Genomic DNA, 22,664 nt, shown 5'->3' with positions numbered 1-22,664 from the left:
GGCGATGCGGCCGTGGGGAGTGGGGGAGTGGCGGGGCAGGAGATCAGCCGGCGGGAAGGGGGCGTTCGGATCACCGGAGTTCCCGCGCGGCCGCCTGAGACCGAGGTGGCGACGTGGCGGCGAGGCGGGCGCCGTGGCGAGGCGGCGCGGTGGGGCGCAGCCCGCGCGGCTGGACGACCGCCGTTGATCACCCCTCCCGCGCGGGCCGGTTCACTGGGCGGCCGGCTGAAGACCGCCGATCGTCCGCCCGTTGGCCAGCGTGCCCTTCAGGTCCGCCCGGGCGCCGGCCTCCGCCGGTACGGCGAGGACGTTTCCCGGCGCCGAGCCGGTCACCCCGCCGCTGACCTCGACGGAGACGGTGTCCTTCGCGCCGGCGGCGAGAAGGTACGACTCGCCCGCCGCGGACTTCCAGGGCGCGGAGGCAAGGACATGCGGGTCGGCCGGGCCGCAGGCGGGGACCTCGTCGACGGCCGCGGTGACGAAGGCGCCGCCGGGGGTGTGGAACTGGGCCAGCACCCGGGTGCCCGCGCCCCGCCAGGTCTCGGCGCGGGTGCAGACCCAGTCGGCGGTGCCGCTGCCGTCGGGCAACGGCTGCCGGGCGAACTGCCAGGCGTTCACGACCCGTACGCCCTGCGACCGTACGGCGGCCAGCGAGCAGGCGAAGGGCGCCCACGCCTCCGGTGCCCGCGTGGCCTCCCGGGCCGGCGCCGACGACGGGCGTCCCACGGTGAGGTGCGCGGGGACCACCTCGGCCAGGTCGGTCACCAGCCGGGTCCGCCCCGACGCCTCGGTCAGTTGCAGCACGTCCCAGGACGCGCACCGGCCGGTCCGCACCGCCGGGCTGGCGAACGGCCCCGTCACCCCGTCCTTCGACAGCGGGAGCGGCGCCACCTCCTCCGAGGACCGCGCCAGATCCCGTACGGCCGCCTTCCGCACCCAAGGGGCCGTCAGATAGCGGACGTTGCCATCGGTCCGGCCCAGCAGCAGCGCGCCGGCCCCGCCGCCGGTCGCCCCGTCGACACGGGAGAGGTCGAGAGCGGCGACCTCGGGATTGTCGAGGGGCTCGGCGTAGCGGGCGACGCGCAGGCCGTCGTACAGGAGCACCACCCGCAGGTTGTCGACCTTGCCCGCGTACAGCAGTTGCGGCGGACCGGGCGGCGGTCCCGCCTGGGTGCCGGGGGTCACCGAGGTCTGCACGGACTCGCCGGGGCGGGCCCACACGTTGAGGGCGCGCCGCAGCAGGTCCTTGTCGCCGGTGAGGTCACCGCGCGCCGGCCAGGTGGAGAAGTCCGCGCGGCCCGTCGCCTCCCAGTCGGTGGCCGCCGCCTTCGTCAACCGGCCCGGATCGAGGGCGGCCTGGGCCGCGGGGTTCCGGGCGTACGGGGGAGCCGCCGCGTCGTCCGGCCTCCACGCGTCACCCGGCAGACCGAGCAGCGCCCAGCACACCACCACCGCGCCGGTCGCGGCCAGCGCGGCCCGCACATGGTGCCGGCGCCGCACGAGATCGGTCGGCCGGGCGTGCAACGAGCAGGGGTCGAACTCGGGAGAGGCCAGCAGGTCGTACTGCTCGGCCGGTACGGAGGTGGCCTCCGCCAGCGCGGCCGCCGGGTCCTCGACACCCGCCTGCTCCAGCAGGGTCCGGACCGCGGGGTTGGGGAGCCGCTCCAGCCCGCGCAGCACGTACGCGGCACGGGCCGCCGCCGAGAGGGCCGACAACCGCTGGTCAAGAGCGAGTTCGTCGGCGCCGCCCGGTCGGGGGAACAGCCGCAGCCCCCACACCCGGGGCAGCAACGGCGGCAGCTGTGACCGCTTGGGCCAGGAGGCGCCGCGGAACGGGGGAAGCCCCGCCTCCAGCGCGGAGCGCACGACCTGGAGGCGGACGTAGGCGTACCCCGGATCACGGTCCCGCCCCGTCGCCTGCGCCGGGATCGACGAGGTCGAGCGGCGGCCCCTCGGCAGGGCCCGCTGCGTCAACGAGTGTGCCGTCAGCACCCGCCGGTTCCGGCCCAGTGCCGGGGGCAGCGTGAGGTAGGCGAGCCGTACCAGACGCGGGTAGTGCTCGACGAGGGCGGCCTCCGCCTGGTCGATATCCACCACCGCCTCTCGGTCGCGGGAACCTGCGGGGCGCGGGGCGACATCCTGTGACTGCACGTTCAGCAGAACGAGCGAATGTTGAGATGGTCACCTTGCCGCTCCGCTTGGGTTGGGCCGGGCGCCTGGTGGGGTGCGGGTGCTTGGGCGGGTGCGGGTGGTTCGTGGTTCCTCGCGCAGTTCCCCGCGCCCCTGAAGGAACGGGCCTGCGGCCCGCCCTTCAGCAGATGCCGCCGTTGAAAAGCACGGGGCGTAGCCCCGATCGCTTTTCAGGGGCGCGGGGAACTGCGCGACCAGCCCCCACCCACCCGCACGTGCGCAGACGGCCGAAGCCGCCCCCCGGGGTCGAAGGGGCGGAGCCCCTGGGGATGGGACGGGTAGGGGCGGCGGGGGCGAGGCAGTCCGCGTACGGGGCGGGCGGGGGCGGGCAGCCGCGTGGGCAGGTTCAGTTGGCTGCCGTTCCAGGCGAGGTGGGCCCCGCAGACGTACTTCAGGTACCAGTGCATGCCCATGAGCAGGGTGGCCGGTGTGGTGGCATGGACCTGGATGCGTCCGGTGGTGCCGGTGACCCGGAACCGGTCGACCGCGCCGTCGCGGTCGAGGAGACTGAGCCGGGACTGCTCGGCATGACCGGGCAGCAGCCGATTGAGCGCCGAGCGCGCGGGAGCCGTATCGAAGACGGGGCCCCCGCCAGGGCTCTCCGCGGCGTGGGCCGGGGCCGACCATTCCAGGAAGGCTCCGAGGCCGAAGGCACCGGCCGAGCCCAGCACCGTGCGTCGCGACGGACTGTTCATGTCTGTGTGCCCCCTGTGTCGACAGTGGCGGCACGCCAACGGGGCGACCGTCCGTGAACAACGGTGCGCACGGAGCCGGCGCGTTCACGTCGCCGGAACGGACCCGGAGGTACGTACGAATGAGTGTGACGAGGAAGAGGCTCGCCGGGAGCGCGGTCGGCGCGGTCGTGAGCCTGCTGGCGCTGACCGGCTGCGGCTCCGGCGACGACGGGGGCGCGGCGGTTCCGAAGACGGCCACCGGGACGCTGGAGCACATCGCGGGCGAGGTGGGCTGCAAGCCCGACATGCAGACGGACGCCGACACGATCCGTCAGGCCCTGTGCACCAACAAGGACGGCGACTTCGACGGCAAGTTCGTCCTCGCGACCTTCGCCACCGACCGGGGCCAGGCGGAGTGGCTCGCCGGCGCCAAGGACTACGGCGGCTACTACCTCGTCGGCCGCAAGTGGGTCGCCGTCGGCGAGAAGAAGACGGTCGCCGGGCTCCAGGGCACCCTCGGCGGGGATGTGCAGGAGGGCTCGGAGCACATGAACCCCGGCGGCAGCCACAACGACAGCGGCAGCCACAGCGGCGGCGGCCACAGCGGATAGCCGGGCGCCGCGCCCGCCGTCCTCGACCGCGCGGGCCCGGCACACGGCACACGAAAGCCGGCGGTGGGAATTCCCACCGCCGGCTTCGGTCGTTCAGGACCGCTTCGGTACTACTTGCAGTTCTGACCGTTGTTGATGCAGTTGACCATCTTGTTCATCGTGTTCTGGTTGAAGAAGTTGATGAAGTCGTTGTGGTCGGTGATCGGCTTGTGCAGGTTCTCCGGGAAGGAGTCGACCGCGTACGCGTTCTTCACCTGACCGTTCTGGATCTGCGGGGCCGGAACGCTGTAGACCAGACGCACCTGGAGCTGGGGGATCGCCTTGAAGCCGTTGGCGCAGCTGCCGTCACCCTTGACGAAGCTCACGTGGGTGCGGTGGTTGGCGCTGTCGATGTTCTTGCCGTCCCAGCAGCTCTGGAAGAAGGACGTCCGCACCACGGAGCTGCCCTGCGGGCAGATCGGGTACTTGTCCGTCACCACACGGTTCTCGAAGCCCGTGCAGCTCCAGTTGGTGTTGGCGTTGCCCAGGCCGTTCACGAAGGCCTTCGCGTCACCGGTGATGATCCGCAGTGCCTGCGGCATCGCGACGACGGGGCCGCGCTTGTTGCCGACGAACTTCAGCTGGACCTGGTTCGGCTCGACGATCTTGCCGACGTTCTTGTCCACGCCACCACCGGGCTTGCCCTGGTCGATGTCCTGCGTACCGTCCTGGATGCGGATGACCGGCCAGAAGTACGACGACTTGTCGCCCTGGTTCTGGCAGGACGTCTGCGCGTTGGCCAGCTGCTGGTCGCTCGCGAAGGCGTTGTTGCTCTGGTTGCCGACGTAGTCGTGCTGGTGCTGGGCACCGTTGCTGACGCCGGGGGCCACGATCACGTTGTCCGAGTTGCGGATCTCGTTCTTGTTGTTTCCGCAGTTCGTGGTGAAGGAGCCGCGCGAACCACCGTTGCCGTTCGCGGCGAGACCGTTGCCGTTCACGCCCTTCGGGCCGCCGTTGGGCTGGACCTGGTTGATGTTGATGAAGTCCCCGGCCACCGGGCCGTTGCCACCCTGGCCCTGAGCCTGGCCGCCCTGCTGGCCGCCTTGCTGCTGCCCGCCCTGCTGACCGCCTTGCTGCTGACCACCCTGCTGCTGACCACCCTGCTGCTGGCCGCCTTGCTGCTGGCCGCCCTGCTGGCCACCCTGGTTCGGGGCGCCACCGGCGTTGGTCTGCGCCTGGTCGGTCTTGCTCTGGCAGGCGGCGAGCTGCGCCATGCCCTGCGGAACCTGACCGCCCACACGCCGGATGTTGATGCCGATCCGGTCGATGGTGGCCGACCGCTTGTCCTTCAGCGGGCCGAGAATGGCGTTGTTGACGAAGTTGGCGTCCCGGGACTGGGCCTGGCGGGTCTCCGCCAGACGCTTGTAGGCCTCGGTGATCTGCCGGTCCAGCAGCGCCAGCTCCTTGGCGACTCCCGCGCGCGCCTGGCCGGGAACGTTCGTCAGCTTCTGGCCGACGTCCGGGCAGGCGATGGTGGCCACCTGAGCAGCGGCCAGCGTGGCATTCGGCTTGGACTTCGACTCGCCTGCTGAGGCGTAGAAGTTCGCCCAGACCAGACCGCCGCCCGCTACCGCGAGCGCCGCGGATGCGGCAATGGCCCGAACGGCCAGCGGCGAACGTCGTTTCCGTGTGTTGCGTCCCATGGAACTCCTCTGACTTCCTTGCGGGGCATCGAGGCGCCCGACAGGAGTGAAGCGGCTCCCTCAGATACGCGGTGAGTCCCAGGAGTGTTCAGCCGACTCACAAATTGATGAGAGATTCGTGCGAAGACCGGGTTTCAACACCCCTCGCGCGACTACGAGTTGTCGAGCGCTCACGGCGTGTGGAGCATCGGGGCGAGGTTCGCGCAGCCGCACGGGCGGGGCGCGGCCGGGCACCCCGGCCGCGCCCCGCACACCCGCCGGCTCATACCCCCTGGACGCCCAGCACCTTGGCCTCCACCTCTGGGTCGAGCCCCACCACGGGCCGGTCGGGCCGCTGCGGCGCGACCCCGTCGAGGCTCAGCAACCACTCCCAGGTGTCCCGCACGGTCTCCTCGACACCCCGGCACCGCAGCCCTTCCCGTACGGCACGGGAGACGTCCCTTTGGTGCAGCGCCCCATGGAGGTCGCTGCCCTCCGGCACCCACACGGGCAACTGCGTCCACGGCTCGATCCCCGCCCCGAGCACCGCCTCCGCCGGAGTCCACCGCAGGTCCGCCGGTCCGCCCGTCACCCGCACACACGCGTCGAGGAGTTCCCCCATCGTCGTCGTCCCGGGCGGCCCGGCGACGTCGTACGCGCCGCTCGCCCCCCGCTCCACGGCGTCGAGTACCCAACCCGCGAGATCGCGGACGTCTATGTACTGCAGGGGAAGGTCACGCGGTCCGGGCGCCAGCACCGGCCCGCCCCGCGCGACCCGGCCCAGCCACCACGGCAGACGCCCGATGTTCTCGTACGGCCCGAGGATCAACCCGGCCCTGACGAGGAGCGACCGGTCCGCGCCGAACGCCTCGACGGCGGCCAGCTCCCCGCCCCGCTTGTCGCGGGCGTAGTCCGTCTGCCCGGCGTCCGCCGCCGCGCCCTGCACCACCGGAGCGCTCTCGTCGGACCCGGCGGCCGGTGGCCAGGCGTACACGGAGCAGCTCGACACGTACACATACCGTCCGGCCGTACCTGCCAGCAGGCGGGCCGTGTCCCGGACGGCTCGCGGCGCCGCCGACCAGGTGTCGACGACGACATCCCACCCGCCCTCGCCGGAGGCGGCGACGGCGGCGGAGGCGTCGACGAGCGCCGCGAGCCCGTCCGGAGCGGTGCGGTCGCCCAGCAACGACCGCACCCCGGCCGGAGGTTCGTGCCGTCCCCGGTGGAAGACGGTCACCTCCCAGCCGCGGGCCAGCGCCGACTCCACGACGGCGCGACCCACGAACTCCGTACCACCCAGCATCAGAAGTCTCATACCGCCGACTCTGCCCGCCGGGCGCCCGGTACGGAACGGTGCTCTGCTCTCAGAAGATCCGCCCGTCGGCCGTAGCCGCCGACGGGCCGGGTGGAGCCTTGGTCAACGGGCCAGTGGCGGCAAGTACTTGTAGCCGACCCGCCGTACCGTCTGGATAGCCTGACGGAACTCGGCGCCCAGCTTGCGGCGCAGCCGGGCGATGTGGACGTCGACGGTCCGCCCGTCGCCCACATGCCCGTAGCCCCACACCGTGGTGACCAACTGGTCGCGGCTGTGGACCCGGTGGGGATGCGCCACGAGATGCGCGAGGAGTTCGAACTCCAGGTAGGTCAGGTCGAGGGGCCGCCCGTTCACCTGGGCGGTGCGCTGCACGGTGTCGACACGGACCAGTTCGTCGCCGGACTCGGCGCCCGGCACGGCGGCCTCGGGGCCCGCGCTGTCGGCCGGCCCCGCCCCCGCGACGGCGAACGGCAGCAACGGCGGCTGCCGGTCGGCCGGTACGAGAACGAGATAGCCGACCATCGGCGGCTGACCCGGCAGCGTGGGCAGGGTGTGCTGGGGCGCGGGCAGCCAGGTGGTGCCCGGCGGCAGGAAGTCCGCGACGTCGACCACCTCGTCCCGGCCCACGGCACGCAACCGGTGGCGGGGCGCACCGGTGGCGGAGGGCGCGGCGGCCGGGGAGGGCCCCGAGGCGGCGGTCAGGGTGGCGGCGGTCGAGAGAGAACGGGTGTTCGCCATGAGAGGTCAGCTCTTTCGCGCGAGAGGTTCGTCCGGGAAACCTCGGCGACCGAGTTCGTGGTCGGCTCCGCCGAGGGACGTACGTCGTGTCGCGCCGACCGAAGGCCGGGGTGTACGGCTTTAGAGGGCCGGCGCGTTCATCGCGCGGCAACACACCCGGTCGAAGTCGTGGTGCTGACGGGAAGGCCAGAAGGGCTCGAGGTCATGGCGACCCGTCGCGCGACTGTTCTGGAAGCTGGCCATGGCTCCATTGAAGCAGACACCGCCCCGCGAGAGGACCCCGCTCTCACTCCTCGGACGCCTCCCGAAAACCGCCCGGATCGGTCAGCACCTCATCCCACCAGGCGTTTCCGCCAGTCCAGGGGAGTGACGGTGATGGCCTTGGAGGGATCTTCGTCCCACTGGGTGGACAGTCCCTCGGCCGCGAGGGCCGCCACGACCTCGTGCCCGACGGACGTCGTCGTGGCGGCCGACCCGTCGAAACCGCCGTACAGCAGCATCAGTCCGTGTCCGGCGGCCGCGCCCTCGGTGCACTGGGAGTGGAAGAACACGAAGCCCCGGTCGCTGTCGGCGCTCTCGCCGCCTATCTCGCCGATGCCGCAGGTGCGGCAGCAGGTGAAGTTCTCCCGGGCGGTGATCCCGGCGGCTCGAAGCGCCGTGAACGCGCGGGTGAGCCGCTCGGGGTCGGTGGTGCCCTCCCAGGTCTCCTGCTCCGCGAGTCGCTCCGTCCACAGCCGGTCCACGAGCCGGCGGGCCTGCGCGGGGGAGACGGGCCGGTCGTCGCCGTCGACCAGATAGTCCTCGGCGGCCTCGGTGAGCCGCGCCCGGTCGTCGTACCCGCAGGCCAGCAGCTCCCGCACCCGCTCCTCGACCTGTTCCCGTACCGCGTCCGGGAGTTCCGGCACGTCCGCGGGCGGGTCGTGGTCGAGCGGGGTCCAGTCGATGCCGCTGTCCCAGCCGTCCGCCCGCCGCGCCCAGCCGGTCATCGCCTCGGCGACCCGCTCCCGGTCGGTGAGTACCGTCCCGAAGAACCGGTCGCGGCCCTCCCGGTGCTCCAGTTGGTACTCCCCACTGCCGTGCTCGTGCCACACCTGGACGAAGACGTCCGGCACGTCAGGGATCCGCTGCACGACCAGGAACCGGTCGCCCTCGCCGCCGATCCGGTCCACCAGCTCCCGCAGCCCCCCGGCCGTGATCCGGGCGTGCTCCTGCCAGTTCTCCGTCTTCACCTTGATGGCCAGGCCGTCCGAGGCCAGGCTGTGCTTTGCCAGGCCGCCCGCGACCAGGTTGTGCGTGTCCAGGCCGTCCGCGGCCGTGCCGCCCCCGTCGATCGTCATGCGCTCACCCTCGCACGCCCCACCGACAACGCCGGAGGGCGCCCACCGCGAACGGTGGACGCCCTCCGGGACGCTTCGCGCGGGGCGCGGCCGATCAGACCTGGCCGGCCTTCTCCAGCGCCGAGCAGCAGGTGTCGACGATGAGCCGCGTCACGATGTACGGGTCGACGTTGGCGTTCGGGCGGCGGTCCTCGATGTAGCCCTTGCCGTCCTTCTCGACCTGCCACGGGATACGGACCGAGGCGCCACGGTTGGAGACACCGTAGGAGTACTCGTTCCACGGGGCGGTCTCGTGCAGACCGGTCAGGCGGTCGTCGATGCCGGCGCCGTAGTTCTTGACGTGGTCGAGCGGCTTCGAGCCCTCACCGAGCGACTCGCACGCGGTGATGATCGCGTCGTAGCCCTCGCGCATCGCCTTGGTGGAGAAGTTGGTGTGCGCGCCGGCGCCGTTCCAGTCGCCCTTGACCGGCTTGGGGTCGAGGGTGGCGGAGACACCGAAGTCCTCGGCGGTGCGGTAGAGCAGCCAGCGGGCCACCCACAGCTGGTCCGAGACCTCGAGCGGGGAGAGCGGGCCGACCTGGAACTCCCACTGGCCGGGCATGACCTCGGCGTTGATGCCGGACAGACCCAGACCCGCCTCCAGGCAGTTCTCCAGGTGCGCCTCGACGACCTCACGGCCGAAGATCTCGTCGGCGCCGACACCGCAGTAGTAGCCGCCCTGCGGGGCCGGGAAGCCGCCCTTGGGGAAGCCGAGCGGGTAGCCGTCCTGGAAGAAGGTGTACTCCTGCTCGATACCGAAGATCGGCTCCTGCGAGGCGAACTTCTCGGCGACCTCACGCAGCGCGGCACGGGTGTTGGACTCGTGCGGGGTGAAGTCGATGTTCAGGACCTCGCACAGGACGAGGATGTCGTCGCCGCCGCGGATCGGGTCGGGGCAGGTGAAGACCGGCTTGAGCACACGGTCCGAGGAGTGGCCCTCGGCCTGGTTCGTGGAGGACCCGTCGAAACCCCAGATCGGCAGCGCGTCCAGACCGGCGGGCTCACCCGCGATGATCTTGGTCTTGGAGCGGAGCTTGGCCGTCGGCTCGGTGCCGTCGATCCAGATGTACTCAGCCTTGAAGGTCACGGGACACATCCTTCGGGGTGGGTCACTAGGCGCATGTGCGGGTGCTGCGGCGCTGCGGCACTGAAACGCCGCGCTGATGCCGGGCAGCCTGCCAACAGGCGATTTCCCGATCATTGCTCGCATGTGAACCCCGTGTTACCGGGCGTCGCTGTGGTGCGACTCACGCCCCCGGAGCGCCGACGGCGTTCTCGTAGGGTGTTCGCACCAGTTATGTATCGACCGCGCCCCGAGCCGTATGCGAAGAGGTTGACCGGCGGGTCACGGTGGCACTCGGGCCCCATCCCGGCTCGATCACGCGCTCGTGGCCCTCGACGAACACCCGCCGCCGGTCGTGGTTGTCCCGCATCCGCCGGCCGGTCCGAGCCGCTCCACCCGATCGAGCGGCATACGGACGTCGGGCGGATGCATCCCGTTCCGGTTCGCGAATCGGGCACGGTGCGAACCAGGCTCGAACCGGTGTCGCGAGGCGGCCACCCCCTCCGTACGGCGGCCGACCCCCGACCCGGCTCGGCGGGACCCACGACGGGCCGGCCCCGCCGCCCCCCGGCGGGAACAGCGGGGCCGGCGACCGTCGTTCTAGCCGACCTTCTCGATCAGCGCCCGGCGGATCAGGAACTTGCCGGGTTCCCGGACCTCCTCGAACGCGGAGTTGTTCAACAGGACACAGCTGCCGGAGACCGAGGTGACCTCCACGGTCGTGGACTTGTTGTTGTCCAGGTTGGTCACCTTCAGCTTCGTCCCGGCCGGGAACTGGTTGCTGGACGCGGCCGGGGCGCCGCCCTCACCGGAGAGCGTGACGGTGGACCCGTTGCAGACCTGCTGGCCGCCCCCGGCACCGCCGTCGCCACCCGCGTTCCCGGCACCGCCGTCGCCACCTGCGTTGTCAGCGCCTCCGTCGCCCGCGTTCCCGGCGCCGCCCGCGTTCCCGGCGGCCTCGTCGCCCTGGGGGCCCTGAGCCGACCCCCCGGTCTCCGCGCCGCCGGGCTGCGCGGGCTGTGCCGCCTGGGAGCCCTGAGCCGACTCCCCGACGACGCAACCGGACGCTTCCTGCTGCACCTTGATCTGCTTGATGACGGCCTCGCGGTTGGCGATCCGCGCCTCGGACTGCGCGTCCGGGGCGGCCCGCTGACCGTCGATGAACTTCTGGTTGTTGCCGAGCGCGGTGGCGAGACCCTGACAGACGCTGGAATCCGCCGCGGTCTGCGCCGCGTTCGAGGTGGCCGCCATGGTGAAGGCCCCGCCACCCGCCACCGCCGCCGCACTGACGAACAGCGCGATCTTCTTCTTCGTACTGAGAGTTCTCCTGCGCGACATTCGCGCCTCCTGAGAGGTAGGGGAGCGTACGCCGCTATGTACGAGATACCGAACGAGGTTACTCAACGGTTACGGCAGTCTCCGAAGTAACCTGCGTCACACATGAGTCGGGGTGGTCGAGGGTGCTCGGCGGGCGGCACCGGCGTCGGTCGGCGGGGGTGGCCGAGGGCGCGCCTACCGCGACAGCGCGTCCCGTACGGCCTCCTCCGTACGGGCCACCACCGCCGTACCGTCTTCCGCGGTGATGATGGGCCGCTGGATCAGCTTCGGGTGCTCGGCGAGGGCCGCGATCCACCGGTCGCGCGTGGCGGCGTCCCGCGCCCACTCCTTGAGGCCGAGCTCCTTCGCCGCGGCCTCCTGGGTGCGGGTGATGTCCCATGGTTCGAGCCCGAGCCGGTCGAGGACCTCACGGATCTCGTCCTTGCTCGGGACGTCCTCCAGATAACGGCGGACGGTGTAGTCGGCACCCTCCGCGTCGAGCAGGCTGATGGCGCTGCGGCACTTGGAACAGGCCGGGTTGATCCAGATCTCCATGGCCCCACCGTAGCCAACCGCTCCCGGCCCGCCGGAGGCGTCCCGAGGCTCCCGAAAACCCGTGTTCCACCCCTGTCACAGAACCGCTCAAATGCCTTCTGGCCAGGGGCGATTGTCAGTGGGCGGTAGTAAAATAGAAGCAGTGTTCGAGGGTTGCCGACGGGGGATTTCCGGCGGCGCCCAGACCGCGACAGGAGGATGTCCGTGCCCGCTGCCGCACTGAAGTCGAAGCCGCTGCCCACCCAGTCAACCGTCAAGCATCCCGTCCTGCTCGACCTGCCGTACGAGCCCGTCGTGAAGCACTCGCTGCCGCCGGGCCGTCCGCGGGAGTGGTACATCACGCACAACCGGCGTCTGAAGGCGATGCGTCTGGCCATCGCCCTGCTGGACTCCGGTGTCTACATGCCGAACCAGGCGCGCAACGAGACGATCCGGACCACCGCCGAGGTGATCGGTGTGCACCCGCCGTCGGACACCACGTGCCACATGGTCCGGGCGCTGATGCGGTACTGCCGCTGACGTCGGCCCGCTGACCCGGCCTTCCGGTGCCGTCCGCCCTTCGGGGTGGGCGGCGCCGGTGCGTCGGGGTCGTGCGTCGCCGGGGATGTCCCGGGATGCCGGCGCGTCGGCGGTGTGGGAGCGGGGACCGAAGGAAAAGAGGGCGATCTCCGGCCGTCAGGGTTGGCCGGAGATCGCCCTAGCCGTGCCCGCCAGGGGTCCATACGATGCGGTCGCCCCGCAGCCTTCACAGCTCTTTCACAGGTATGCGGGGACGTCGTGCATGTCTATCGACATGTGCATGCCTATGATGGGAGAACCCCCCATGGTTCGTGGTCTCCTCCTGGGTGGCGCAGTGGCCGCCCTGTTCGCCGGAGCGCTTCCCGCGCACGCGACGGATCCCTTCGACAACCCGCCGCCGGACAAGATCATCATCAAGGTCGCCACGGTGAACGGCTCCGGCTGTCCCCAGGGCACGACGGCGGTCGCCGTCTCCCCGGACAACACCGCGTTCACCGTGACCTACAGCGAGTACCTCGCCCAGGTCGGCGGGGGCGCGCCCTCCACGGCGTTCCGCAAGAACTGCCAGCTCAACCTGAGAGTTCATGTGCCGGGCGGCTTCACGTACGCCATCGCGAGCGTCGACTACCGAGGCTTCGCCTCACTCCAGCGTGGCGCCAACGGCACGCAGAAGGCCTCGTACTACTTCCAGGGCTCCCCGGACACGGCCTCCCGCACCCACGGCTTCAACGGCCCGTACGAGGACAACTGGCAGGCCACGGACGAGACCGACTGGGCGCAGCTGGTGTGGGCGCCGTGCGGTGTCGAACGCAACTTCAACATCAACACGGAGCTGCGCGTCAACCGGGGTTCGTCGCCGGCGAGCAGCACGAGCTTCATGACGATGGACTCGACGGACGGGGACATCAGCACGATCTACCACTTGGCGTGGAAGGAGTGCGCGCCCAAGTGAGCCGGGGGTGCCGGGTGCCGCTTCTGTTGGGGCGCCCGGCACCACCGTGAGTGTTTGGGTGGGTTTGCCGGGTGCGGGCCGGTGGGGGCTGGTCGCGCCCACGCGGCGGAGCCGCATGTGTCACGCCCCGCGCCCCCGAGTCATCAGGCGCCCAACTCCTTCTCCAGCGGCGTCCGAAAGCGCGGCGTGACCCGTGTCTCGCCCACCCACGCCCGCAACCGCTCGGCCTCCTCGGCGATCGCCCCGCGAGCCTCCGTACCGATCCCTTCCGTCGTGAGCAGGCGCCACACGATCTCGCCGTCCGCCCGCTGGGCCCAGCCGCCGACCACGCGGCCGTTCCACCACACCGTCGGACCCACGTTGCCGCTGCGGTCGAACAGGGCGGGGAGCAGTTCCGGCGCCAGATACCAGTCCCGTTCCCGCCAGCCCATCGCGGTCGGGTCGAGGGCCGGCAGCAAGGCGGCCCACGGCTCGGACGGGGCGGCGACCGGCTCCTCGTCCCCGGCGACCACGTACCCCGTGCCCTCGTCCAGCGTCACGGCCCGCGCCCCGATCGCCGTGAGCGCCCGGCGGACTTCGGTGACCCGCCAGCCCGTCCACCACTTCAGGTCGGCCTCGGTCGCCGGACCGCACGCCGCCAGCCATCGCCCGAGGAGCGCGGCCTGAGCCTCCGCCACATCCAGCTCGGGGTGCGCGGGGGCCACGGCCCAGCGGAACTGGCTCGACGTCCACGAACCGAGCGGCCGGCCCCGCACCACCCGGCCCTCCACGCCCAGTACCCTCAGCAGCCGCGTCGAGACGGTGTGCATCCCCTCGTACGGCTTGCCGGCCGCGTACACGAACCGTTCCCTCAACCGGGGCTCGTCCTCGGCCAGTTCCGCCGCCGTCGCCTGCCCGCGCCGGGCCAGCGCGGTGAGCGCCGACTCCTCGACCTCTTTCAGCCAGGCCGCGTCCGGGGCCCCGGCCGCCGCCATGTCCTGCAACAGCGCGGCCCGTTCCCTCGCGGCGACCCTGATGCCGGTCGAGGCGTGCACCACGGCGGTCAGACCGGCGGGGAACACGAACACGGTGTGCCGCATGCCGTGCATCCGCACGAGGGTCCGGTCCGTGTACAGCGCCCGCTCGGTCTCGGCCACCGTCCGCGCCGGCTCGGCGAGCCGCGCGCCCACCGCGAGGTACACCGTCGCCGGGTCCGAGCCGTGCAGCGCCACCAGTGAGTCGGCGACCTCCTCCGGTCCCTTCGCCCGCATGGATCCGGCCAATCGCTGCCCCGCCCCGAGCCGCGCCCGCCGCTCGGCCACTCCGACATACCGCCGTGCTTCCCCCATGCCGCCGCCTCCACCCGAACCTCAGTCGTCCCGTCCGCCCAATCCTCCCGGACACCACTGACAACCACCCCTCGGAAGGCGTCCGCACGCCCCACCGCGTCCGGACCCCTCGGAAGGCGTCCGCACACCCCACCGCGTCACCGCGTCCGGACCCCTCGGAAGGCGTCCGCACGCCCACCGCGTCACCGCGTCCGGGCGTCAGGACCCCTCAGAAGGCGTCCGCACACCCCACCGCCCCTGATATTCGGATGCGGGCGGATCTGCCCGCCCAGCATCCTGGACGGGCGCAGCCGAGCGTCCGGCACCGGACGGTGCGGGACGGGCATCGCTGCCACCACCCACGCACACCCAAGGAGGCCCGCCATGGGCACCTTGATCCTTTCGGCGACCGCGGTCCTGGTCGTCCTCGGTTTCTCGAACGAACTGTTCTGGCTCGCCGCGGTCGGGCTGCTCTACCTGTACATCCGCCACGGCCGCACCCGCGGTGGCTCGGCGACGTCGTCGCCGTCGTCGAGCGGCGGAGCACAGCCCGCCTCCTACCGGGCCTACCGCGAGCGCCGTGACCAGCAGGCGAAGTGGGAGCGCCGCTACCGCCGTGAGCGGCCCTTCGAGGCCCGTCGGCAGGAGCGGCAGAAGAGCGGCAAGTAACGAGCCCGTGCCCCGGGGCGTCACAGCCCCGGGGCACCCCAGAGGGGGAACCAGCGGCCCAGGTCGGGCTCGATCCGCAGGTCCTCCGCGAGGATCGCCCTGACCCGCAGCTCCAGCGCGTTGTCCCGCCGGTCCGCCTCGCCCGGCAGCGGCGCGAAGGGATAGAACGTGCCGCGCTTGTAGAGGTAGACGAGCCCCAGTCGCCGCTCCCCGTCCTCACCGCCCCGGAACCCGACCACCGAGCACAGCAGCTGCGGCCCGAACCCGCCGCCCTCGAGGGCACTGTTGACCATGTGCAGATCACCGACCAGCTCCGGCAGCTCCCGCGGCCTCCGCCGGGAGACAAGCCACGAGTACCCGTACTCGTCCCGCACGGCCTCGACACCCGCCGCACCCGCGCCCGCGTCGGCGGCGGCTTCGAGCAGCGCCCGTACCTCCTGCCGTACGTCGTCGAAGGCGGCGCCCAGCTCCATGGAGATCCTGCCCAGCTGGTCGAGCCGACTCCAGGGGCGGGTGAGTGGCGAAGAAGCGGGCCAGATGCGGCCAGCCGCCCAGAGCGTGGGTGAAGTAGAAGGCGTTGAAGGCCTGCGAGGTCCGCAGGTCCCGGCTCGGGGTCCGCGCTATGTCCCCGGTGACCTTGGTCAGCGCGGAGGCGAGAACCGAGGGCCGCCCGGTGAGCAGCGCGCCCGCCCGGTCGGCGGCCAGCTCCCGGTACCGGGACAGGACACGGATCAGCAGGAAGCTCAGCACGTACAGGGCGGCCGCGACCTCCATCACCACGCTGAACACGACGGTGGTGTTCTGGTCCCGGCCCCCGCCGAACATGTGCGATTGAAGCTCTCTCCCGGATGAATCCGGGAGATTCCTGCCTACCTTGCGGTGGCGGGTTTGACGCCGTTCGAAGCGCGCCTGACGACTGCCCTCCCGGCAGCCGGGACGAGCGCGTGGCCCGTCCGGTATCGGTGAAGCACGGTGCGGGCGGCGTTGGTGTCGGCGTTGCCTTCCCAGCCGCACGCTGGGTTGTTGCACACGAACTCGGCCTGGTTCCTGCGGCTGCCCGGGGTCACCGTGTGGCACTGGGCGCATTCCTGCGAGGTGCCCGGGGCGGGGACCTCGGCCAATGTGCCGCCGCGATGAGCGAGCTTGTACGCCAGCAGCTCGACGGTGCGCCCCCAGGCCTCGCCCAGGACGGCGCGGTTCAGCCCCGCCTTCTGCGCGACCCTGGTCCCTGGCTTGTCGGTGGTGCCCTTCGCGGATCTGGTCATGTTCGTGATGTGCAGTGCTTCGACGACCACCGTGCCGTACGTGTCGGCGATGGCGGTGGTGGTTTTGTGCTGCCAGTCCTCGCGTCGGCGCTTGGCTGTCGCGCGGATACGAGCGACCCGGTCGTAGGTCTTGCTCAGGCGGCGGCTGGTGCGCTCGCCCTTCTTACGGCGGCTCTTGCGGCGGGCCGCCCGCTGCTCGTAGTGGAGCAGGCGGGCTTCTTCCCAGCCTGCGCCAGGAGTTCGAACCCCACGTGCACCGCTGTCTGTGGGGCGGTCGCTTCCGGTCCGGCTCCTACTTCGCCGCCTCCTGCGGCGGAGCACCCCTCACCGTCGTCAAGCAGTACATCCGGCGGCAGCAACGCCCGACCTGACCACGCTCACTCCGACTCCGCCGAGATGCCGCCCCGATGCTCCGCGCCGGTTCATGACAGCACCAGACGCCGCGGCGCTACGCGCCGCTACGACCGGATCGGCTTCACCTCCGCCGTGAACGGCGGAGCACTACCGATGAACTTGGTAGAACGCGAACCGCACGACCAGACCCGCCAGCACCCCGAGGAACGAGGCGATCGTCATTACCGCGACATCGCGGTGCGCGACATGCGACAGCTCGTGCGCGAGCACGCCCTCCAAGCCGTCCGTCTCCAGCCTTCCGAGCAGCCTGGTCGTCAGGCACACCACCGCGTGATCGGCGGTCCGCCCGATCGCGAACGCGTTTGGTAGGTCCATGTCCGCCACGACCGGAGCTCTTAGGGACGTCCGCGACCGCGCACAGCCGGTCCACCACGCCGTGCAGCCGCGGATACTCCTCGGCTTCCACGATCCGCCCGCGCATGGCGTACAGGGCGACCCGGTCGGAGTAACAGTACTGCGCCCCCAGGAGCAGGCCCGCGGCCACCACGACCAGCACCCATGACTTCAGCAACGCGATCAACGCGGCAGCGAACAGCACGTACAACAGCCCGAGCAGGAACAACGTGATCGTCATCCGCGCGGTCCGCCGGGGATCACTCCGGCACCGGTTCGACATCCGTACCACCACGCACTCAGGCAGTCCCCCGTCCCGCCTTCCATTGTGCGCTCGGACGGCGGCCACGGCTCCGGGGGCCGGCGGCGGGGCACGTGCTCAGTACGAGGACCGGTAGTTGAGGTAGCCGATCACCGCGATCAGCCCCGCCACACAGCCGAACACCACGAGCGTCGACACCCACGACGACCGGCGCGGTGCGCGCGGGCCGGGATCGGCGCGGAAGGGCTGCGGCGCGGGCGGATTCTCCTTCCAGCGCGCGGCCAGCATCCGGGCCCGCGCGGAGGGCTCCTTGTGCTCGGCGTTGTCCGCCCACTTGAGGTCGAACTCCCGCTCGCTGTCGTCCTGTTCGGGCATCCCCGTGTCTCCCCGTTGTCCATCGAACAGTCGTGCAGGAAACCATACGACGGCGCCCCCGCCCTGGAAAACCAGGACGGGGGCGCCGACCGAACGGTACGCGCTCAGGCACCGATCAACGTCGAAGAAGTGATGGAGTGGCGCCGCTACCTCGGGCCTCTGCTCGCGGCGCGGTGGACCCATCAGCAACGTCTGGATCAACGACATCTTCGGCATGCCCGCCCGCCCGCTCCGTGAGGAACACCTCCTCCACGAGGCCGAGGCCACTGGCGGCGATCTCTGCCGCATCTGCGACCTGTTCGGCCTGACCGTCGGCGCGGCCCTGCGCTACACCTCCACCGTCGATCAGACCGACGTCCGCGCCGGCCTCCACCGCTGGCCCTCCCAGCCGTGCGCGGCCGGCCCCCTGGCCAGCTCCGCCTCCAACCGAGCGAACTGCTTCTCGCTCAGCCTCGGCAACGACGCGGGTCCCTGCGACGGCAGAGCGCGCGGACCACCCCCGTGCCGCGCCTGCCGCCGTCGCTGCACCGAGCGGACACTGACCCGCAGGTCCTTTACGATCACCGAGCTCACCTCGCCCTGGGTGAACGTCTCGGCTGCCTTGAGCTGTAACTCCTCGCGGAACTACTGGCGTTCGACGGTCAGACCGCTCCCTTGTGGATACCGCATGCACGGGTGATACCGCACAGGCGACGAGCCGTCAGCCCCTACGGCTCCACGAGTCCGACGTCATTAGTCCGCTCCGTCCTCCTTCAAACCGCGCCAGGGGCGGCTTGCCTCTCCTTGTTGTCTGCCAGGAAGTCGGTGATCCGGTGGTTCGTCTGGGTGGGGAGGGCTGTGGGCATGGCGAAGTGGGTGAGTTCGGCGAGGATCTCGATCCGGGCGTCCGGTACGGCTTTGCGGGCGCAGGCTGCTACTTTGGCAGCGTCGTGGGCGTCGCTGCGGCCGGCGAGAAGGACCAGGAGCGGAACGCTCAGTGCCGTGGGGTCCGGGCGGCGGCCGACGACCAGTTTCCGGTTCGCGAAGCCCGAGACCGCCAAGGCGTAGAGCCGCTTCCAGCCCAGGTCAGTGTCGGTCCCCGCGGTCTCGCGGTCCAGGTAGGCGCGTGCCCGGGCTTGCGTCGGGCGGAGCAGTACCGGCAGCGAGCGCAGCAGGAAACCCGGGCGGAAATTGGCGAAGCATTGGGTCGGGTCGAGCAGTACCAGCCGATCGACCCGCCGCGCGGCGTGCAGAGCATAGGTCAGGGCGATCCAGCCGCCGTAGGAGTGGCCCAGCAGGTGCGTGCGGGACACGGCGAGGCCGTCGAGCAGTGCGTCCAACCAGTCCATCAGGTCGGTGGTTGTGCGCAGCGGGCGCCCGCCGGGGACGCTGTGTCCCGCGTCGCCCAGGATGTCGACGGCCAGCACCCGGTGGTGCGTGCCAAGAGCTGAGGCATTGGCGAACCAGACCGCGCCGGTGGAACCGCCGCCGTGCAGAAGGAGGACTGGAGTCGCGTCGGCGGGGCCGTAGGCGTGGACACGGGTGGTCCCGTACGGGGTAGGAATGTCGATCTCGGCGGTACCGGTGGGCCAGCGTGAGAGCAGTGTGTCGTAAGCCGCGAAGAACTCTTGAGATGAGGACACCGTAAACCCCCGGGGAATCGTCTCGTTGACCAAGTATCTCGTTTGGCGAGATAGTAGCCCGGTGAGTGATGACAGCGACCCCGCAATGCGCCTGGTCCATCTTCTGCGCGCAGTGACCGTGGAGCTCGATCTGCGCGGCGCCGAGTTCGCCGCGCGAAACGGTCTGCACCCGACCGACCTGCGGGCCCTCATCCATCTGCTTGACGCCGATCGGGCAGGTACCGACGTGACCCCGGGACGACTCGGTGCGGCGCTGCGGCTCAACTCGGCCGGCACCACTGCCCTGCTGGACCGGCTGGAGCGCCTGGGGCTCGTCCGCCGCAGGCGCGACGAAAACGACCGACGACGGGTCGTGCTGACGGTGGAGCAGAAAGCCGTGGAGCTGGGTCGGTCCTTCTTCGGCCCGCTCATCGCCAACCTCGTCGAGGTGGCCGAGGACTTCACCCCGGGCGAACTGGACATCGTTCACCGCTACCTGACCGCCGCCCTTCGAGCAGTCGCTCCCGGCTGCGACGCGTCGACGCCCGGGGCCACCACCGGGATGCCACCACGGCCGTTCCCGTAGCGGTTCGGCCGGCCATGATGGCAGCGCAGGCCAACTGATCGTTTCAGCATGAGGTTCGCAGGTGGTGGAGAGGTTGAGGCTTTCGGCCGGTTCGAACAGGACCGTGGGCGCCTGGGTCCTGGCGCAGCGCGGCGGCGACGTGGCCGTCGAGAGCCTCGCGCTGTACTTCGCCGCCGTTCACCAGTCGGTCGAAGACCAGTCCGTCGATGCAGGTCAACAGAGTGTGGGTGCGGTTCTCGACGTCCGTGACGCCGTGCGTGGTGAGGAACAGCCGGACGGCCTCGCGGCCGGCGTTCTCGCGGGGCACGAGGATCTGCCGCAGTTCTGGGTCGCGCACGCTCTCGACGGCGCGGGCATGGCGGGCGAGCGAGCGGCGGCGACCCTCGCCGGTGAGTCGCTGTCGGGTGAGCAGCACCATGCCGTCCACAGCAGGGTGGCACGGGTGCGGAAGTAGGCCGAGGTGGTGCCGGGCGGCATGGCGGATCTCCGGTCGACGGCGCGGTGGGTCAGGCCGCGTATCCCTTCGTCGACGAGCACGTCGAGAGCCGCGTCTGCCAGAAGTGCGCCGATCCGAAGCCCGCCCTGCGGGGCCCGAAAAGGCCGTCGGCCGCGCCCTTCCGAACAAGGAAGAACACGGCCGACGGCCCACACACGGCCCAGGCGAGCGGAAACCCGCTCTGACCTGGGGCGATATCACACGTCGAAGTAGAGCTCGAACTCGTGCGGGTGCGGACGCAGCTGGAGCGGCGCGATCTCGTTGGCGCGCTTGTAGTCGATCCACGTCTCGATCAGGTCCGGCGTGAAGACGTCGCCCTGGAGGAGGAACTCGTGGTCGCGCTCGAGGGAGTCGAGGACGGCCGGGAGGGAGGTCGGGACCTGCGGGACGCCCGCGTGCTCCTCGGGGGCGAGCTCGTAGAGGTCCTTGTCGATCGGCTCGGCCGGCTCGATCTTGTTCTTGATGCCGTCGAGGCCCGCGAGCAGCAGGGCCGAGAAGGCCAGGTACGGGTTGCCGGAGGAGTCGGGCGCGCGGAACTCGACACGCTTGGCCTTCGGGTTCGAACCCGTGATCGGGATACGCATGGCCGCGGAGCGGTTGCGCTGCGAGTACACCAGGTTGACCGGGGCCTCGAAGCCCGGCACCAGACGGTGGTACGAGTTCACCGTCGGGTTGGTGAAGGCCAGCAGCGACGGGGCGTGCTTGAGGATGCCGCCGATGTAGTAGCGGGCGGTGTCCGACAGGCCCGCGTAACCGGCCTCGTCGTAGAAGAGCGGGGAGCCGCCCGACCACAGGGACTGGTGGACGTGCATGCCCGAGCCGTTGTCGCCGAAGATCGGCTTCGGCATGAAGGTCGCGGTCTTGCCGTTGCGCCAGGCCACGTTCTTCACGATGTACTTGAAGAGCTGGAGGTCGTCGGCCGCGGCGAGCAGCGTGTTGAACTTGTAGTTGATCTCGGCCTGGCCGGCGGTGCCCACCTCGTGGTGCTGGCGCTCGACCTGGAGGCCGGACTTGGCCAGCTCCAGCGAGATCTCGGCACGCAGGTCGGCGAAGTGGTCGACCGGCGGGGTCGGGAAGTAGCCGCCCTTGTAGCGGACCTTGTAACCGCGGTTGTCCTCCAGCGCACCGGTGTTCCAGGCGCCCGCCTCGGAGTCGATGTGGTAGAAGGACTCGTTCTCCGAGGTCTTGAAGCGCACGCTGTCGAACACGTAGAACTCGGCCTCGGGGCCGAAGTACGCGGTGTCGGCGATGCCGGTGGACGCGAGGTACGCCTCGGCCTTCTTCGCCACGTTGCGCGGGTCACGGGAGTACTGCTCGCCCGTGATCGGGTCGTGGATGAAGAAGTTGACGTTGACCGTCTTGTCGCGGCGGAACGGGTCGACGCGCGCGGTGGACAGGTCGGCACGGAGCGCCATGTCGGACTCGTGGATGGCCTGGAAGCCGCGGATCGAGGAGCCGTCGAAGGCCAGCTCCTCGGCCGGGTCGAAGGCCTCGGCCGGGATCGTGAAGTGCTGCATCACGCCCGGCAGGTCGCAGAAGCGGACGTCGATGAACTTGACGTCCTCGTCCGCGATGAACTTCTTGGCCTCGTCGGCGTTCTGGAACATCCAGCTCCTCCTACTCCCGACCATCCCGCCGGGGTGGTAGTTCGTTCGTGCGGCCAGTGCGGTGGCACACGCTGCTCTCGACCCTAGGGACGGGTGATTTCTCGTACGTGACCCATTTGTTTCGCACAAGTTAACCGGACATCCCGTACCTGACCCCACCTGTCCGAATGGCAGAACGGTCGCAGTACGGTGTTCGGGTGGACAAGAGGCAAGCAATCGGATCGTGGCTCTCCGGCCCCCGCGCGGCCGCCGAGGACGCGGGTGTCGACTTCGGATACCGGGGCCAGCAGCTCGGTCTGCCGGAGCACGGACCGGGCTCCGTCGCCCGCCCGGGCCGCCGTCTCGGGGCGCTGGCCGTCGACTGGGGGCTGTGCCTCTTGATCGCATACGGCCTCATCACCGACGGCTACGACCAGGCCACCAGCAACTGGGCCCTGCTCATCTTCCTCCTGCTCCACGTCCTCACCCTGGGCACGGTGGGCTTCACCCCCGGCAAGCGCCTCTTCGGCCTCCGGGTGATCGCCCAGGACACCGGCACGGTGAACCCCTGGCGCGCCCTCGTCCGCAGCGTCCTGCTCTGCCTCGCCATCCCCGCCCTCGTCTGGGACCGCGACGGCCGCGGCCTCCACGACCGCCTGGCGCGGACGGTGGAGGTGCGGATCTAGCACCGCCGCGCCCGCCGTGCCCGAGAGGTATGAGTCTCGCTACGCACGAACCCGCTACGCACGAGAAGGGGGCGCCCGGAGTTTCCGGGCGCCCCCTTCGTCGTACGAGGAGA

Annotated in this window: 21 protein-coding genes and 5 pseudogenes; 7 read left to right on the top strand and 19 right to left on the bottom strand. The window is 70.8% G+C overall.

The features are described 5' to 3' along the window. Positions 1-210: 210 nt before the first annotated feature. Together M8J73_RS08465 and M8J73_RS08460 are read right to left on the bottom strand one after the other, a co-directional pair. Positions 211-2,151, bottom strand: coding sequence for a hypothetical protein (locus M8J73_RS08465; protein ID WP_055542313.1), 1,941 nt, complete (start codon positions 2,149-2,151; stop codon positions 211-213). A 209-nt stretch (positions 2,152-2,360) separates the two neighbouring features. Next, positions 2,361-2,885: an alpha-N-acetylglucosaminidase N-terminal domain-containing protein gene (locus M8J73_RS08460; RefSeq protein ID WP_372503916.1), complete on the bottom strand. Its 525-nt coding sequence runs from the start codon at positions 2,883-2,885 to the stop codon at positions 2,361-2,363. A gap of 119 nt (positions 2,886-3,004) precedes the next feature. Between M8J73_RS08460 and M8J73_RS08455 the strand changes: the two genes are divergently transcribed. Next, positions 3,005-3,475, top strand: coding sequence for a hypothetical protein (locus tag M8J73_RS08455; protein ID WP_249828406.1), 471 nt, complete (start codon positions 3,005-3,007; stop codon positions 3,473-3,475). A 110-nt stretch (positions 3,476-3,585) separates the two neighbouring features. On the opposite strand, the gene M8J73_RS08450 is transcribed toward M8J73_RS08455, so the two are convergent. The 7 genes from M8J73_RS08450 to M8J73_RS08420 all read right to left on the bottom strand — a co-directional run bounded on the left by M8J73_RS08450 (position 3,586) and on the right by M8J73_RS08420 (position 11,500). Further along, positions 3,586-5,157 (bottom strand): DUF1996 domain-containing protein, encoded by a 1,572-nt coding sequence (locus M8J73_RS08450; RefSeq protein WP_055539694.1) that lies wholly within the window; start codon positions 5,155-5,157, stop codon positions 3,586-3,588. 262 nt (positions 5,158-5,419) lie between these two features. Beyond that, positions 5,420-6,451: an NAD-dependent epimerase/dehydratase family protein gene (locus M8J73_RS08445; protein WP_240501378.1), complete on the bottom strand. Its 1,032-nt coding sequence runs from the start codon at positions 6,449-6,451 to the stop codon at positions 5,420-5,422. 102 nt (positions 6,452-6,553) lie between these two features. Further along, positions 6,554-7,189 carry a winged helix-turn-helix domain-containing protein gene (locus tag M8J73_RS08440; RefSeq protein WP_055539692.1) on the bottom strand — a complete coding sequence of 212 codons (636 nt, stop codon included), beginning with the start codon at positions 7,187-7,189 and terminating at the stop codon, positions 6,554-6,556. 332 nt (positions 7,190-7,521) lie between these two features. Next, complete coding sequence (locus M8J73_RS08435) at positions 7,522-8,445, bottom strand: DUF6891 domain-containing protein (RefSeq protein WP_055539696.1); 924 nt, start codon at positions 8,443-8,445, stop codon at positions 7,522-7,524. 175 nt (positions 8,446-8,620) lie between these two features. Next, entirely contained in the window at positions 8,621-9,652 is a 1,032-nt protein-coding gene (gene glnII / locus M8J73_RS08430) for a glutamine synthetase (RefSeq protein ID WP_055539691.1), read from the bottom strand. Positions 9,653-10,228: 576 nt separating this feature from the next. Beyond that, positions 10,229-10,966, bottom strand: a complete 738-nt coding sequence (locus M8J73_RS08425; protein ID WP_055539690.1) for an SCO2207 family protein — start codon at positions 10,964-10,966, stop codon at positions 10,229-10,231. A 174-nt stretch (positions 10,967-11,140) separates the two neighbouring features. Continuing rightward, positions 11,141-11,500 carry an arsenate reductase family protein gene (locus M8J73_RS08420; protein ID WP_055539689.1) on the bottom strand — a complete coding sequence of 120 codons (360 nt, stop codon included), beginning with the start codon at positions 11,498-11,500 and terminating at the stop codon, positions 11,141-11,143. 204 nt (positions 11,501-11,704) lie between these two features. Here M8J73_RS08420 and M8J73_RS08415 point away from each other — a divergent pair, with 204 nt between their 5' ends. Both M8J73_RS08415 and M8J73_RS08410 read left to right on the top strand, forming a co-directional pair. After that, positions 11,705-12,019 carry a hypothetical protein gene (locus M8J73_RS08415; protein ID WP_055539695.1) on the top strand — a complete coding sequence of 105 codons (315 nt, stop codon included), beginning with the start codon at positions 11,705-11,707 and terminating at the stop codon, positions 12,017-12,019. 304 nt (positions 12,020-12,323) lie between these two features. After that, entirely contained in the window at positions 12,324-12,971 is a 648-nt protein-coding gene (locus M8J73_RS08410; protein ID WP_055539688.1) for a DUF4360 domain-containing protein, read from the top strand. Between the two features lie 143 nt (positions 12,972-13,114). Here M8J73_RS08410 and M8J73_RS08405 read toward each other — a convergent pair whose 3' ends face one another. Continuing rightward, positions 13,115-14,299 carry a winged helix DNA-binding domain-containing protein gene (locus M8J73_RS08405; protein ID WP_055537046.1) on the bottom strand — a complete coding sequence of 395 codons (1,185 nt, stop codon included), beginning with the start codon at positions 14,297-14,299 and terminating at the stop codon, positions 13,115-13,117. Between the two features lie 363 nt (positions 14,300-14,662). Here M8J73_RS08405 and M8J73_RS08400 point away from each other — a divergent pair, with 363 nt between their 5' ends. Beyond that, positions 14,663-14,947 carry a hypothetical protein gene (locus tag M8J73_RS08400; protein WP_055537045.1) on the top strand — a complete coding sequence of 95 codons (285 nt, stop codon included), beginning with the start codon at positions 14,663-14,665 and terminating at the stop codon, positions 14,945-14,947. Positions 14,948-14,967: 20 nt separating this feature from the next. Here M8J73_RS08400 and pspAB read toward each other — a convergent pair. From pspAB to M8J73_RS08385, 3 genes and pseudogenes are all read right to left on the bottom strand, one after another. Then, positions 14,968-15,411, bottom strand: a pseudogene (gene pspAB / locus M8J73_RS08395) (PspA-associated protein PspAB); the annotation flags it as partial. Continuing rightward, a pseudogene (locus tag M8J73_RS08390) lies at positions 15,403-15,778 on the bottom strand (M48 family metalloprotease); the annotation flags it as partial. The pseudogenes M8J73_RS08390 and pspAB, both read right to left, overlap by 9 nt. Positions 15,779-15,816: 38 nt before the next feature. Continuing rightward, complete coding sequence (locus tag M8J73_RS08385) at positions 15,817-16,422, bottom strand: RNA-guided endonuclease InsQ/TnpB family protein (protein WP_372503923.1); 606 nt, start codon at positions 16,420-16,422, stop codon at positions 15,817-15,819. A 17-nt stretch (positions 16,423-16,439) separates the two neighbouring features. On the opposite strand from M8J73_RS08385, the pseudogene M8J73_RS08380 reads away from it, so the two are divergent. Continuing rightward, positions 16,440-16,583: pseudogene (locus M8J73_RS08380) on the top strand (transposase); the annotation flags it as partial. A 145-nt stretch (positions 16,584-16,728) separates the two neighbouring features. Here the strand turns inward: M8J73_RS08380 and M8J73_RS08375 are convergent. The 4 genes and pseudogenes from M8J73_RS08375 to M8J73_RS08360 all read right to left on the bottom strand — a co-directional run. Continuing rightward, a pseudogene (locus tag M8J73_RS08375) lies at positions 16,729-17,242 on the bottom strand (M48 family metalloprotease); the annotation flags it as partial. A gap of 96 nt (positions 17,243-17,338) precedes the next feature. Continuing rightward, entirely contained in the window at positions 17,339-17,596 is a 258-nt protein-coding gene (locus tag M8J73_RS08370; RefSeq protein ID WP_055537044.1) for an SCO2583/SCO2584 N-terminal domain-containing protein, read from the bottom strand. 369 nt (positions 17,597-17,965) lie between these two features. Then, positions 17,966-18,265 (bottom strand): annotated as a pseudogene (locus M8J73_RS45745) (IS630 family transposase); the annotation flags it as partial. Positions 18,266-18,348: 83 nt separating this feature from the next. After that, positions 18,349-19,218, bottom strand: coding sequence for an alpha/beta fold hydrolase (locus M8J73_RS08360; RefSeq protein ID WP_079054661.1), 870 nt, complete (start codon positions 19,216-19,218; stop codon positions 18,349-18,351). Between the two features lie 85 nt (positions 19,219-19,303). Here M8J73_RS08360 and M8J73_RS08355 point away from each other — a divergent pair, with 85 nt between their 5' ends. Next, positions 19,304-19,783 carry a MarR family winged helix-turn-helix transcriptional regulator gene (locus M8J73_RS08355; RefSeq protein WP_240500957.1) on the top strand — a complete coding sequence of 160 codons (480 nt, stop codon included), beginning with the start codon at positions 19,304-19,306 and terminating at the stop codon, positions 19,781-19,783. A 43-nt stretch (positions 19,784-19,826) separates the two neighbouring features. Here M8J73_RS08355 and M8J73_RS45485 read toward each other — a convergent pair whose 3' ends face one another. Next, the gene (locus M8J73_RS45485) at positions 19,827-20,201 is read right to left on the bottom strand and encodes a hypothetical protein (RefSeq protein WP_372503915.1); all 375 of its coding nucleotides are present in this window, start codon (positions 20,199-20,201) and stop codon (positions 19,827-19,829) included. A 275-nt stretch (positions 20,202-20,476) separates the two neighbouring features. Further along, positions 20,477-21,886 carry a type I glutamate--ammonia ligase gene (gene glnA / locus M8J73_RS08345; RefSeq protein WP_055514748.1) on the bottom strand — a complete coding sequence of 470 codons (1,410 nt, stop codon included), beginning with the start codon at positions 21,884-21,886 and terminating at the stop codon, positions 20,477-20,479. Between the two features lie 197 nt (positions 21,887-22,083). On the opposite strand from glnA, the gene M8J73_RS08340 reads away from it, so the two are divergent. Next, positions 22,084-22,551 carry an RDD family protein gene (locus tag M8J73_RS08340; protein ID WP_055537040.1) on the top strand — a complete coding sequence of 156 codons (468 nt, stop codon included), beginning with the start codon at positions 22,084-22,086 and terminating at the stop codon, positions 22,549-22,551. The last annotated feature ends 113 nt before the right edge of the window (positions 22,552-22,664 follow it).

This window comes from Streptomyces neyagawaensis (assembly GCF_023516595.1).
Classification (GTDB): domain Bacteria; phylum Actinomycetota; class Actinomycetes; order Streptomycetales; family Streptomycetaceae; genus Streptomyces; species Streptomyces neyagawaensis.
This window is presented reverse-complemented; position numbering and strand designations above follow the sequence as displayed.